Raw genomic sequence first — 14,426 nt, forward strand, 5'->3', positions numbered from 1 at the left:
TATGGAAACTCCTATGGGACTGTAGTTAGGAAGACCTTTCATCACAAAAGCTAAGGCGCGCAAGCGCCTTAGCTTCAATGAATGACGAAAGTGAATTAGTCTTCAAGACCTACAGTTACCCAGCCTAGTGTCCAGTTAGCTTCGCCATCGAATGCACCTTTATAATCGGTGCTATCGAAGAAGCTATCTAGCGTAGACGCATCAAAACCAGAACCAAGTAACGCTGAATCACTGCTTGGAACATAACCGGTTGCATCATCGAAACTTAGCGCGTCAATATCTGCAACAACGGTGTTACCGTCTTGTGCTTCAAACCATTCTTGGGTTGTTGCCGTACCAATTACGTCAGAACCAAATGCGCTTGTAGACTCACAAGCCACTGTAGAGTGGGTAACGGTAAGTGAAGCATCTGCTGCGTTTGCAATTGATTCATCACCATTAACGCGTAGACAGTTTTTGTAATCAACGCCGCCAGTTACTACTAAGTTCTTAATGGTTCCTGCTGTACCGTTGCGAAGACGTACGCCGTTGGTTTCTGTAGAACCAATGATGGTTACGTTAGAAACAGTAGGCGTTGTTAGTGGTGTCCAAGTAGGGTTATCTTCGTTATTGTCAGCTTCAAATGCGTTGTCGCCGCCGTTAAGGCCCTGCTTGATAAGTACGTACTGTGCTTTACCCGTCCAACCGAAAGACCAATCTAGTGAGTCATCACCAATGGCAGTTAGAACTAGGTGACTAACGTTTACCGAGCCACCAAAGAACTCAACACCATCGTCTAAGTTTTCGTGCACTTGGATGAAGTCTACTTCTGTACCACTACCAACACCTGCAAATGAGATACCGTTTAGTTCATCACCAGCAGCAAGTGCTTTACCTGCATGCTTAACAATAACGTAGCGGAAAGTACCAGAGCTATCTTCTGCATCAGCGCCGCCGTATAGACCAGCATCACCTTCAGCAGATACACCACATGATGCTAATTCCGCATCTGAGGTTGCGTCGTCGTCGCCTGTGTTACACAAGTTAGTAGGTGCATTACCTAAGATAACTAGACCACCCCATTGACCGATAGTGGTTTCGCCACCCGTCATATCTTCAGATGAAGTGAAAGTGATAGGCAATGTTGCAGTACCAGACGCTTCCATTTTCGAACCGCGGCGTACTACTAAGAAATCGTCGCCATCTTCACCAAATACGGTAGTACCGCGTTGGATATAAAGCGTAGCGTTATCAGCGTTATCGTTACCTACAGCTGTGCGGCCTTTAATCAACCAATGAGCATCGTTGGTTAAAGAAACGTCTGCGGTAAAGATAGTATCAGCAGCTAGCTGATACACTGGCTTATCAGTAATCGCGGCAAAGCTGCCTGAAACGTCAGTGGCCAATCCTTGCTCAAATGCGTTAGTCACATCAGAAGGAATTGAGTCGTTTACTGCAACAGTCCAACCGTCCATCCAGTTGTTTTCGCCGTCAAATGCACCGATGTAGTCAGTTGATGTGAAGAAATCACTCTCTGCAGACATATCAACGCCAGCGCCAAGCAATGGAGAACCAGAACGAGGTGTGAAGCCATCGGTAGAAAGCATCAGTGCGTCAGCCGTTTGTACACTGTTTCCAGTTTGGCCAGTAAACCATGCTTGTGTCGTTTCGCCACCAATTTCGTCAGAACCGAAATTGTTAGCGGTTTCACACGCAACCATTGAGTTTTCTACTGAAAGCGCACCCGATTCTGCGTTGGCGATAGACTCAGCACCGTTAACTCGTAAGCAGTTTTTATAGTCTACGCCGCCAGTGACGACTAAGTTACGTACTGCACCTGCGGTACCGTTACGTAGACGCACACCGTTTGTATCATCGGCACCAACAATAGTTACGTTCGAGATAGTTGGGCTAGTAAGCGGCAACCACGCAGGGTTATCTTCGTTGTTATCCGCTTCGATAGCGTTGTCGCCACCTGCAGCCGATTGCTGGATATAAACATTTTGTGCGTTACCAGTCCAACCAAATGACCAGTCAAGTGAGTCATCGCCAATATCAGTCAACACAATGTTACGAACGCTTACTGTACCACCGAAGAATTCAACGCCGTCATCAAGGTTTTGGTGAACTTGAATAAATTCAACTTCAGTACCAGAACCAATACCTGCAAATGAAATACCGTTTAATTCATCTCCTGCCGCTAATGCGCGACCTGCGTGCTTAACGACAATATAGCGAAGCGTACCTGAGTTATCTTCAGCATCTGCACCACCGTAAAGCCCTGCATCACCTTCCGCTGCTACACCACATGCTGCTAATTCAGCGTCAGAAGTATCTGAATCGTCACCCGTGTTACATAGGTTAGTAGGTGCATTACCAAGAAGTACCAAACCACCCCATTGACCAATAGACGTTTCTTGACCTGTTAAGTCTTGAACCGACGTAAAGGTAATTGGCGCGTTGGCCGTACCTGCAGCTTCAATTTGAGAGCCACGACGCACTACTAAGAAGTCATCGCCTTCTTCACCGAAAACGGTTGTGCCTTGTTCAATGTAAAGTACCGCGTTGTCTGCGTTATCGTTACCAACAGCTAAACGACCTTTAATTAACCAGTAAGCATCGTTAGTTAACGTTACATCACTGGTTAGTGTTGTATCTTCAGCAAGTTCATAAACTGGCTTGTCAGTTAATTCTGGGAAGTTAGCTGAAACATCTGTCGCAAGACCTTGCTCGAAAGCAGTCTGAATATCAGTTGGGAATCCACCGTTTACACCAACCGTCCAGCCTGTAGTCCAGTCTTCACCAGCAGGGTCAAATGCGCCAATGTAGTTTCCACTGTTTGCTAAAGGCGAAGCTGACGTAGGGAAATACCCGTTATCTTCAAAAAGAAGTTCAGAAGGTGTTAGTACACTATTGCCGGTTTGGCCTTCGAACCACGCTTGCGTAGAATCGCCACCAATTTCATCTGAACCGAAGTTGTTTGCTGGGGTTTCACAAGCAACTACAGAGTTAGTGATTGAAAGCTCACCAGACTCTGCATTCGCAATAGACTCGTCGCCATTTACGCGCAGACAGTTAGCCGCTAATGTAGAGCCGGTAACGACTACATTAGATAGCACCCCTGCTGTACCGTTACGTAACCGCACACCGTTAGTCTTGTCAGCACTTACAATCGTGACGTTAGAAACAGTCGGTTTGGTAAGTGGTAACCAAGAAGGGTTATCTTCGTTGTTATCCGCTTCAATGGCATTGTCGCCACTGTCTGCAGATTGCTGAATGTAAACGTTGGTTGCACTACCCGTCCAGCCAAAAGACCAATCTAGAGAATCGTCACCAATGTCAGTTAGCACTACATTGCTTACGCTAACCGTACCACCGAAAAACTCGATACCGTCATCAAGGTTTTGGTGAACTTGAATGTGATTAACTGTCGTTTCAGAACCGATACCAGCAAATGAAATACCGTTTAGTTCATCACCAGACGCCAAGGCTTTACCAGCATGCTTAACAACCACATATTCTAGTGTACCAGAATCATCTTCTGCGTCGTTTCCGCCGTATAGGCCAGCATCACCTTCCGCAGACACACCACAAGACGCTAGTTCGTCGTCAGACGTCTGGTCATCGTCACCTGTGTTACAAAGGTTAGTGGGTGCATTACCTAGTAATACCACACCACCCCATTGACCAATTGATGTTTCTTCACCAGTAACGTCTTGGATAGATGTCATTACAATTGGCGCTGAAGATGAACCAGACGCTTCAATTTGTGAACCACGGCGTACTACTAAGAAGTCGTCACCGTCTTCACCGATAACTGTTGTACCTTCTTCAATGGTAAGTACTGTTGAATCCGCGTTGTCGTTACCAACTGCCGTACGACCCTTAATGATCCAGTGTGCATCATTCGTTAACGTCATGTCTTGCGTTAACACTAAGTCGTCGTTTAAGCGATAAACAGGCTTGTCAGTAATTGTAGAGAATTCGCTTGATGCATCAGTCGCCAAGCCTAATGAAAATGGCGTATCAACATCAGGGGTAGTTGGCGTAGTTGGGGTAGTCGGCGTGGTAGGAGTCGTTGGCGCTGCAACAACTTCGTCACCTTCATTAATATTTATATCGCCACCGCAACCTGCAAGAATAAGTGCTGTCGTGATTGCACTGATCTTAAAAACATTACGAATTTCCATTAAATTCTCCAGTTAGATCTTAGATTGAATTTCAAAGTCCGGTAGAGATTAAATGAGAAGGGTGACATTTTTGTTACAAATGTACATTAAGGTGGAAATATTTGGAACTTTTGTAAGTCGCCTTTTATGGCTTATAGATTGTGTTGCTTTTTAATGGGTTAGAGTGAAGTTTGAGTGTTACAGCAACTGATTTATATTGTTAGAAGGACTAGTTTCTATCTCGAAACCACTTAGTTATGACGTTTTTATTACCCGCGGTCACCGGTTCGGCATAATGCATAGTATTAAAATTAGGCGTGCCTGTTTGGGTCAAATTATTCCATATCAGTGCTGCGCCTCGGCAGGGCTTTACCGACACGCCGATTTTTGTAAAGTGAGTATGCCCCCCCTCCAAGCTATCGTCTAAATAAATCATGCAAGTCCATGTCCGCTGGCCCCTTTTTTTTGCATGTTCTAGATACTGTGGAGTGCCTGGTGGGAAGAAATCAAAATGCGGTTTAAAATATTGCCCCTCCTCATAATGTTGCGCTTGAATCACCTCTTTTTCTCCTATGCCCAAACCTAAGAAGCTGACAATGCGGCTATCTATAGAGGTAACTAATGCACTATCCATGAAAGCGAGTTCGCAGGTTGAAGAAGTTCTGATCCCCTTAGCGGAAGGTGCACCAGTCAGTTTTGAAGGAGTAAGCTTACTTGAGGAAAGACTAATGACATCCTGGCACTCCTGCGCAGATAAAAAGTTATCAACGCGATAAAGCTGAACTACCTTTTCATCGTACAAACAGGCCACATTGTTAATTGAAGGCTGATGTAAAAAAGTGGGATATGCGAGCTTGCGATAAAATTCTACATCCCGATCAAAAACATAGTTTGCTGGTAAATTACTGGCTAAAAGCGTGCGAATTGTTTCTGCATCAAACCCATTTAGGGTCAACTGTTCAGCAATCACAGGCGGTGCCGTGCCAGCTAAAAGGTTTTTTACTACCCATGTTTTCCAGCGTGATGAAACGTGCTCCACAATTATACACCTGCTTTTGCGCTAACTAATCAACCAACCTACGCTGTCGTAGCAGCATATCTTCCCGAATAGGAAAGTACCCATCACGGGATACTTGTTCTTGCCCTTGTTCAGATAAAATATATCGCAAGAACTCCCTTTCAAGCGTAGGCAGCGGCTCACCAGGCTTTTTGTTTATCACCAAATACAAGAAGCGAGAGAACGGATAAGACTCACTGCGTACGTTATCTATGGTAAGTGGCACTAACGAATCTTTAGTTTCACCTAACGGCAGCGCCCGCACCCCTGCGGTTTTATAACCATAGGCCGCATAACCCATGGCGCCTTTGCCTGACGCAACAGAAAGTACCACTGAAGCCGACCCTGGCTGCTCGTTTACCGTATTTCTAAAATCACCGTCACACATGGCTATAATTTTAAATAGCCCATAGGTTCCTGATACCGAGTTTCGCCCGTACAAGCGAATTGGGGCGCGATATCCATTAGCATCAATGCCTAACTCCGACCATTTATTGATTGGTCCATCCCCACCACAAAATTGTGTTTGGGAGAAAATAGAATCAACTTGATTTAGGGTAAGCCCTTGCAATGGGTTTCTGCGTTCCACAAAAATAGCGATGGCATCCATCGCGACCTTAAGGACTAAAGGCGGATAACCGTGCTTGCGGGTAAAATCTCGAATTTCACTAGGCTTTAATTCTCGGCTCATTGGACCGATAGTGGCTGTACCTTCAATAAGCGCAGGGGGCGCAGTAGAAGACCCCGAAGCTTGAATTTGGAAACCCACCTGCGGATAGAGAGCTTTGAACTCTTGCGACCAAAAAGTCATTAAATTCGCGAGGGTGTCTGAACCTACCGAAGTGATCTTTCCTGCCACCCCAGGTTGGCGTTCGTATTCTAGCTCATGGGCAGTTTCAGCCCTCACCGAGCCTGATACAAGAAGCAATACAGCCACATTGCACAAGGCGATGAATTGCTTTATTCGCATTTAACTTTGCTCCGCAATTAACTCTTTATCCAGCACAAAGGAAAACTGGCTGCCGTCACCTAATGTGCTCGCAATGTCTAAACGTGAATTGTGATGGCTAAGTACGTGCTTCACTATCGACAACCCTAACCCGGAACCACCGGTCTTGCGAGACCGTGCTTTATCGACACGGTAAAAACGCTCGGTAAGTCGATTCAGGTGATTAGATTCAATACCGTCACCATTATCGTGCACCGCGAACTTTGCGCCTTCCTCATCCTGCCGCCAATATACATGAATTTCACCACCAGGTGGAGTGTAGTGCACGGCATTAAATACTAAGTTAGAACAAGCACTTCGCAGCTCGGTTTCAACCCCAAAAACTTTAAGGTCAGTATCAATATGAAACTCAATGTGATGCTGTTTTTCTTTATTCAGCGCCTGCGCTTCTCGCTCTATCTGAGAAAGTACCGTGGGAATATTAACCACATTTTCGTAAATGCGTTCAGAGCTGGCTTCAATGCGAGACAACACCAATAAATCTTCAATCAAATTTTGCATACGATGAGTTTGCGCCGTCATTTCCTTCATGGCTTTTTGCATAAAAGGATCGGCAGTCTCATCCACCGGCAAAATTTCTAAATACCCATTAATTACCGTAAGGGGTGTTCTTAATTCATGTGACACATTGGCGACAAAATCTTTACGCATGGCCTCTAACTGAGAAACACGGGTAATATCACGCGCAATTAACAACAGGTGTTCGTCACCATAAGGCATAACCCGATATTCAAAGGTTTTATGCGGGTTGGTGGGTGATGGTACTTCAATAGGATATTTGAAATTTCCAGCATGGAAGTACTGAATAAACTCTGGGTGACGTAGTAAATTATCGAGCCTTCTGCCCGCATCCTGTGGCCACTTCAAGCCCAAATCCAGCCGAGCTAAGCGGTTACACCAAATAATACATGCTTTTGAATCCACCACTACCGCGGCATCGGGTAAGGCTTCAGAGCCCTCACGAAATCGCTTCACGAGTTCACCTAGCTCTTTACGCTTATTTCTGTTTCTGCGCTGTAGGTAATAAATGCCTTCGTAAATATGTTCCCACACACCACGCACGGTGGGCGGTGACATTTTACGACTATGCCACAACCAGCGATTAAGCTTGTATAAATGCCAATAGTTGAAGATAAGCAGCAAGGTGGCGCCAATGGCTACAGCAAATAACATGTCATTCATATACCAACCGATTAGCGCGAATACCAAAAGGTATAGCACTAGTCGAAGGGTACTTCTCAGCCATGAGAACGGGTAGTACATAGTGAATGCGCCCTGAAACAGTGAAACGCGGAGAGCGAAGAGACGCTATCGGCGTCTCTTATCCGCTGGGAATTTAGAGTTTGGTAGAGAAACGGTAACCGGCTCCACGCACGGTTTGAATCATAGCATCATGCCCATGACGAGAGATAGCTTTGCGTAAACGTCTGATATGCACATCAACCGTTCTATCTTCCACATATACATTCGTCCCCCAGACATTGTCGAGTAATAGCTCACGGCTATAAACGCGCTCTGGATGGGTCATGAAGAAGTGTAGAAGTTTAAACTCGGTTGGACCCATGTCTAACGGATCTTCGTTGGCCATAACGCGATGAGACACAGGCTCAAGTTTCAAGCCGTTAAATTCAATAGGCTCTTCATTTGACGTAGGCGTTACTCGTCGCATCACCGCTTTTATTCGAGCAATAAGCTCTTTAGGTGAGAACGGTTTAGTGACGTAATCGTCAGCACCCGCATCAAGACCGCGAATTTTATCTTCTTCTTCGCCTCTTGCGGTAAGCATGATCACTGGGATATCACGAGTGAACTCATGTTGCTTTAAACTCTTGGCCAATTGAACGCCGCTTCCACCGGGTAGCATCCAATCGAGTAAGATTAAATCTGGGTAAGGTTCACATATTTTTTCTTGTGCTATGTCGTAATCTTCGGCTTCAATAATATTAAAACCAGATTGCTCTAACACAAACTTAAGCATTTCACGGATGGGCGCTTCGTCCTCAACCACCAAAACTGTACGAGACATTATTATTTTCCTGCTCATCACAAAACGCCGCTATTATTAATGTGCACTGTGACACTTTTATTAAAACGATTACATTAATGTGTCAAGTTTTCTACAAAGATAGGTTATATTTTCTTCATAGAGGTTGCTTGTTTATTCATACATTTACGCATATTCTTGGCAATAAAGGTCAAGTAAATTGTAGACAGAGGAATGTTGTTCAATGGCGGCGGTAAAAACTGGGTTATCAAGAAAACTGCTGACACGAGTGCTCTCTGTATACTTCATTCTTACGCTTATTGTTACCGTTGGACAGATTTTCACTGAGTATTTAAGCACCAAAGATCATGTTGAAGACGAATTACAAACTTTAAAAAACACCTTCTCAACCAGCTTAACCCGCGCCCTGTGGGAATTGAACACCGAACAAGCAAGCTCAATAGCAGAGGGGCTATTAGAGCTTCCTATTGTTGAAGGTGTGCAAGTTAGAGATGAAAATGGCAATCAAATTGCCGACTACGGATTAAGTATTCAGCGTGCTCGTTCCCCCATTGAAGAAGAACTTATAGAAGACCACCGAGGTGGTATTTTTAGCTATAGCTTTCCATTAATATTTAAATTTTCAGGCAGGGAATCAACCGTAGGCGATGTCACGCTATACTCAAGTTTCGATACTATTTTTGGCCGCATCGAAATTGGGATCTTTTTTCTTATTGGTAATGCGTTAATAAAAACGACCTTCTTGGTATTTCTTTTTATGACCGCGTTTCGCACCATGCTGTCGGAACCCTTGGCTGAAATTACCCATCAAATGGAAGGGTTCGACCCGCTTCATCCGGAAGAAAGTAAGCTTTCAGTAAAAATAAGTGACGATAATGAATTACTGCAACTTAAAGAATCGTACAACAATGTTATCGACGATTTAATTGTATCTAATAACAAGTTAACTAGTGCACAAAATCAGCTGTCACATGCCAATAAAAAGCTAGACGATCAGAACCTTATTCTAGAGCAAGAAGTTGCCAAGAAAACATCTTCGCTCTCTCAAATTATGCTTAGCCTCGAACAGCAAAAAGACGAACTTATCGCAAACCAAAGAGAGCTTCGACAAGAGAACGAAAACAGGCAATACATAGAAGACGAGCTTCGCAAAAGAAATACGGAATTAGCGAACTCAATGGGAAATTTACAACTCGCCAAAGACCAATTGGTAGAGTCTGAGCGCATGGCCTCTCTTGGCGGTTTGGTCGCGGGGATTACCCATGATGTGAATACGCCACTGGGTGTTGGTGTCACCGCAGCCAGTTTTTTACAAGAGCGACTCGATAACTTAAAAACTGGTTTTGAAGAAAAAAGCCTGACGACTAAAAACATGGAAAACTTCATTAATGAAGCAGAACAAACAGCGAATCTCCTCTTAACTAACTTAAATAGAGCGTCTGAGCTTATCGCTAGCTTCAAACAAGTCGCGGTGGATCAAACCAGCGAAACTGAGCGAGAGATAAACCTTAACGATTATATTCGTGACATCATTAAATCGCTTAAACCAAGCTTCAAGCATAGTAATCATGACATTGTGGTACATTGTCCTGAAGATCTTTATATTCGCTGTGCACCAGGAGCCATTGCCCAAATTGTAACAAACATGATTGTAAATTCGTTGGTCCATGGTTTTGAAGACACTAACGATGGCAAAATTACGCTAGATGTGAGTGCTGATAACAACACCATAGAAATGCGTTACGGTGACAACGGAAAAGGCTTGTCCAATGATGACTTAGACAAGTTGTTTGACGCATTCTTTACCACTAAACGGGGAGAAGGGGGCAGCGGACTTGGCACACACATTATGTACAATCTTGTTACTCAATCTTTGTCTGGCCACATTGAAGCGCAGAGCAAACCTGGCGAGGGCCTTCAATACACCATTCGCTTTCCGATGAAGAGTAAACCTGCTTAACAAAAAATCTCTTTAGCTCCCGTACTATATCCGTTGCACCGCATTCGCTAGCTTGGTACGCTTGCCCACCATTTTTAAAAGAGATAGCCTCAAATGTGGTTTAAAAATATAAAAGCCTACCAATTTACACAGCCACTTTCCCTTGACGATGGCGATCTGGAGCGCGTGCTAAGCGAACAAGCTTTTCGCCCTTGTAAGAGTCAAGACTTAGCCACTATGGGCTTTGCCTCCCCTTTCTCTCAAGCTGGCAAACAAGGCACCATGTTTCAGCGCGTTGGACAACGTTACTGGCTTACCGTTAAGAAACAAGAAAAACTACTGCCTGCCGCGGTGATTAATGCCGAACTGGACGATATGGTTGCCAAAATTGAAATGGAAACCGGTTCGCCTGTGGGGAAAAAGGCGAAAGCCGATCTTAAGCAGGAAATTCAAACTCGCTTGTTACCTCAAGCGTTTACTAAAAACACTTATACCCATGGGTTTATATCGTTAGAAGATAACCTTGTGGCTGTTGATGCATCTGCCGATGGCAAAGCTGAAGCCTTTTTAGCATTGGTAAGAAAAGCCATTGGCTCACTGCCTGTTGTGCCTTTAGCACGACACAGTTTGCAGTCTGAACTTACTCACTGGCTTACTGATGCTGCGCCAGATGGCATAGCACTACTTGAAGAAGCTGAGTTCAAGTCGACAGATGATGCTGGCAGCATTATTCGCTGCAAAAACCAGCCTCTTGATAGTGATGAAATCACGATTCATTTGGATGCAGGAAAGCTGGTACAAAAAGTGGCTTTTGAATACCAAGATACCCTAACGGCTGTTATTGCTGAAGACGGTTCGCTAAAGCGTATTAAGTTTACCGATAGATTAAAAGAAGAGACTGAAGACATTCCTAAAGACCAAGTTGAAGCGCGCTTAGATGCGGAATTTGCGTTGATGTCTGCAGAGCTTTGTACTTTGCTAAACTTCTTGCGAGAAACGCTCAACTTGAATGACGCTAACACGTAATATCATTTTCAACTAGCGCATAACTAATACGTGTTGAGCAGTGCCTCATAGGCACCGCTTAACACTTTATTTATCTTACCCTCCAGCTTTGCATCTAACCATTTGCCTGTCATCTGCCTCTACAGCACCGGATAGTGGATAATATTAATAAACCGAGTTTCCCCACTTTCGTCTTTATAGCCATGTACTTGATCGGCCTTTATTAAATACTGCTCGCCTGCCGTGATGGTTTTACTCTCATCGCCTTGCCTCAAGGTTAACCTGCCCTCAATACAATGAATATGCTCTGTCACCCCACTTTGATGGGCGGTTGAACACTGCTCATGAAAATGCGTTAAGGTAATCTCAAAGACCTCAAAACCTTTGTTTACATCAAAAGGAAAAAGGGTTTTCACTTGCATGTTTGGATCGTGAATAAAGCCGTGATTAACGTCGAATTCAGACTGTGCGTTTGACGCTATAAAGGAGGAAAACGACGCGTTTAACCCTGTCGCAATCTTCCACAAGGTAGCGATAGTAGGGCTTGATTCTTGCCGCTCTATTTGGCCTAACATAGCTTTAGACACACCGGTTAGCGTGGCGGTTTTATCAAGAGACAAGCCCATATCATTACGTAATTGCTTCAAACGCGTAGAAATACTTAACGAAAAATCCCCCGCATGTAGTGCATCGCTGTTGTTATTCATATGTCACTGCTACTTATCGAATACCCACAAATAGAATCGATTGAGTATTTTAAAAACAAAATACCTTGTGCGTTATAACGCACAAGTGTAAAGTAAGTTAAACTTGTACGTTATAACGCACAGAGTATGAAGTAATTTTGAAACGGGTTCAAATCATTGAGGCAAAGATGAAATCAAAATGGCAGATTAGCCACATTTCTTCAGGGTTAACCGCAGTCACCGTTGGCTATAGCAGCGCCGTTGTTATTGTTATCGATGTTGCCCGTAAAGCGGGGGCGAGCCCAGATATGGTCATAAGCTGGCTTCTCGCATTAGGCTTAGGAATGGGCATTTCCTGTATCTTCTATTCTTGGCTAATGAAAATGCCAGTGGTCACCGCCTGGTCTACCCCTGGTGCGGCCTTTTTATTAGGTAGCGTTGAACAGTACAGCCTTCCTGAAAGTATTGGCGCCTTTATCATCTGCGCAGTACTTTCCCTAGTTACCGCGCAAAGTCGCAGTTTGCTCAATCAAATAAGCCGAATTCCTGCAAGTATCTCATCAGCGCTTCTGGCAGGTATTTTACTGCCTATCTGCATATCAATATTCACTGATGTAGAACAATACCCTTATATCGTTGCCGGTTTTCTGGCAATCTATCTTATTGGAAGCCGCTTTTTCCCTCGCTACCTTATGTTGTGTTTACTGGCCGTTTCTATCGCTACAAGTAGCTGGTTAAACCAAGCGCTCGCGTTAACGCTCGCACTACCAACCCTCGTATGGGTAAGCCCTGAATTTTCAGTAACCGCCTCTATAGGGCTTGCCGTTCCCCTGTATATTATCACTACCCTTTCTCAGAATTTACCTGGCATTGCGATACATCATGCCCACGGTTATCACCCCGACCATAAAAAAGTGCTAAGCGGCATTGCAATATTGCAGGGTGTGCTGGCGCCGTTTGGCGGGTTCACGTTTAATCTTGCGGCAATAACCGCAGCTTTGTGTATGGGGGAAGAAGCAGACAAAGATAAAACCCAGCGCTACAAAGCGGCCATTGCCGCAGGCATTGGCTACCTATTTATGGGTCTGCTCGCGTCTGTTGTGGTGGTTCTATTCGTTTCAATGCCTCCTATTGTGGTGCACTTACTGGCAGGGCTTGCGCTACTGGCTACCTTACAAGCCGCCTTGGTTAAAACGGTAGAAAGTGACAAGTACCGTCACGCAGCCTTGGTCACCTTTTTATGTACGGCGTCAGGCTTCAGTCTTTTCTCCATCACGTCAGCGGTGTGGGGCCTATTACTGGGCTTATTACTCATGTTGGTTGAAAGCAACAAACAAAAAAGCCGAGCATAAGTTCGGCTTTAATTAGTCATGCTTTACTCGCATTATTGTAGCAAAGCGTTAGGCAAATATTTGCTTCGCTGCACTGGCAAGGTCGGTAAATTCATCGGAGTGAAGTACCGCCACATCATCAATAACATCACGCTGTATGGCTAAGTTCAAAACAGCGTCTTTTTGACTGTCCATTGCGCCAGAAACGGCCGCACCAACACGAACGAAATCTATGTAGGTAACCTGTTCAGGTATATAGCTCAAATCTTTCCAGCATTTGGCTACATTCACAAACTCTTCACCGAAGCCCCATTCTCGCATGATGCTAGCGCCAATTTGACCCGCTAGTTTGTCGATGGCCACTTCTAAAAAGGTTGGATTCGCAAACACTTCAGGGTGTCTTTCGGCTTCGGTCAGAATAGGTAATACGCCAATGTTATGGGTTAACGCTGTTAGCGTCATAATATCCATACTCATTTCACGCTTTTTCGTACGAGTAATATAGAGCTGCATTACCGCCATTGAATTGGCCACGATATTAACCGTATTCGCCCACTCTTTTTGTAGATAAGCGCTCACTACGTCGTTTTTAGAAACGAACAGCTGTTCCATGGCAAGCGCGGTTGAAATGTTTTTGATTTGGCGTAAACCAATACGGGTTACCGCTTGGCTGATAGAATTTACTTTGATACTGCGGCCCATATAAGCACTGTTCGCAATTTTAATCATTCTTGCGCTTAGCGAGGGGTCTTGACCGATAACATCCCCCATAGCACTTAGATTGATATTAGGATCATCCGCTGACTTTCTCACTTTTAAAGCAATAGCCGGTAACGTAGGAAGTACGAGTGTGTCGTTTGTTATTTTTTCAACAAGAATTGTTGAGAGCGCATTTTGTGTAGACATATACCTACCCTTAGATATGTTTCAAATAGCCACTAAAAGGCAATGAATTTAAGATACCCGCGGTTACACTGTAATCCTTGTTTGCGAGTAAATGACCAAGTTGCAGTTGCTCAGAGACTTATTATCCCACTATACGCTACGCATATGAAAAGCATAGCTTTATGATAGCAGGAAATCACATTCCCCATATGTTATAACCGTTATTGAGCTTAAATAATATTGAACCTTTTACTAACTCAATATTGAATAGTATTATTACGCGTTATGAACAGTGTAGTACATATGCCTTTACATGAAACCTTGATACACATCAAAACGCCGCTCGCTAACGTGTTACTTT

The 14,426-nt window shown here is 44.3% G+C and carries 10 protein-coding genes; 3 read left to right on the plus strand and 7 right to left on the minus strand.

Features of this window, described 5'->3' with window-relative positions:
- Window positions 1-95: 95 nt before the first annotated feature.
- The 5 genes from JKP82_RS06280 to phoB form a co-directional block, all read right to left on the minus strand.
- Window positions 96-4,169 (minus strand): beta-helix domain-containing protein, encoded by a 4,074-nt coding sequence (locus tag JKP82_RS06280; RefSeq protein ID WP_218396254.1) that lies wholly within the window; start codon window positions 4,167-4,169, stop codon window positions 96-98.
- A gap of 208 nt (window positions 4,170-4,377) precedes the next feature.
- On the minus strand, window positions 4,378-5,187 hold the full coding sequence (locus JKP82_RS20995; RefSeq protein ID WP_159528742.1) for a prolyl hydroxylase family protein: 810 nt from the start codon (window positions 5,185-5,187) through the stop codon (window positions 4,378-4,380).
- Between the two features lie 25 nt (window positions 5,188-5,212).
- A complete protein-coding gene (locus tag JKP82_RS06290; RefSeq protein WP_159528740.1) occupies window positions 5,213-6,175 on the minus strand; it encodes a PstS family phosphate ABC transporter substrate-binding protein in 963 nt (320 codons plus the stop codon).
- Window positions 6,176-7,477 (minus strand): phosphate regulon sensor histidine kinase PhoR, encoded by a 1,302-nt coding sequence (phoR, locus tag JKP82_RS06295; protein WP_218396255.1) that lies wholly within the window; start codon window positions 7,475-7,477, stop codon window positions 6,176-6,178. It abuts the gene before it with no gap.
- Window positions 7,478-7,550: 73 nt separating this feature from the next.
- On the minus strand, window positions 7,551-8,240 hold the full coding sequence (gene phoB / locus JKP82_RS06300; protein WP_013785421.1) for a phosphate regulon transcriptional regulator PhoB: 690 nt from the start codon (window positions 8,238-8,240) through the stop codon (window positions 7,551-7,553).
- 202 nt (window positions 8,241-8,442) lie between these two features.
- On the opposite strand from phoB, the gene JKP82_RS06305 reads away from it, so the two are divergent.
- Both JKP82_RS06305 and rdgC read left to right on the plus strand, forming a co-directional pair.
- Window positions 8,443-10,179: a sensor histidine kinase gene (locus JKP82_RS06305; protein ID WP_159528736.1), complete on the plus strand. Its 1,737-nt coding sequence runs from the start codon at window positions 8,443-8,445 to the stop codon at window positions 10,177-10,179.
- A 93-nt stretch (window positions 10,180-10,272) separates the two neighbouring features.
- Window positions 10,273-11,184 (plus strand): recombination-associated protein RdgC, encoded by a 912-nt coding sequence (gene rdgC, locus JKP82_RS06310; protein WP_218396257.1) that lies wholly within the window; start codon window positions 10,273-10,275, stop codon window positions 11,182-11,184.
- Window positions 11,185-11,303: 119 nt separating this feature from the next.
- Here rdgC and JKP82_RS06315 read toward each other — a convergent pair whose 3' ends face one another.
- Window positions 11,304-11,870: a helix-turn-helix domain-containing protein gene (locus tag JKP82_RS06315; RefSeq protein ID WP_218396258.1), complete on the minus strand. Its 567-nt coding sequence runs from the start codon at window positions 11,868-11,870 to the stop codon at window positions 11,304-11,306.
- Between the two features lie 167 nt (window positions 11,871-12,037).
- On the opposite strand from JKP82_RS06315, the gene JKP82_RS06320 reads away from it, so the two are divergent.
- Complete coding sequence (locus JKP82_RS06320) at window positions 12,038-13,201, plus strand: benzoate/H(+) symporter BenE family transporter (RefSeq protein WP_218396260.1); 1,164 nt, start codon at window positions 12,038-12,040, stop codon at window positions 13,199-13,201.
- A gap of 48 nt (window positions 13,202-13,249) precedes the next feature.
- Here the strand turns inward: JKP82_RS06320 and JKP82_RS06325 are convergent, their stop codons facing one another.
- On the minus strand, window positions 13,250-14,086 hold the full coding sequence (locus tag JKP82_RS06325; RefSeq protein WP_159528728.1) for an HDOD domain-containing protein: 837 nt from the start codon (window positions 14,084-14,086) through the stop codon (window positions 13,250-13,252).
- Window positions 14,087-14,426: the final 340 nt, after the last annotated feature.

Origin of the sequence: Alteromonas lipotrueae, assembly GCF_019249215.1 — a bacterium.
Taxonomy (GTDB): domain Bacteria; phylum Pseudomonadota; class Gammaproteobacteria; order Enterobacterales; family Alteromonadaceae; genus Alteromonas; species Alteromonas lipotrueae.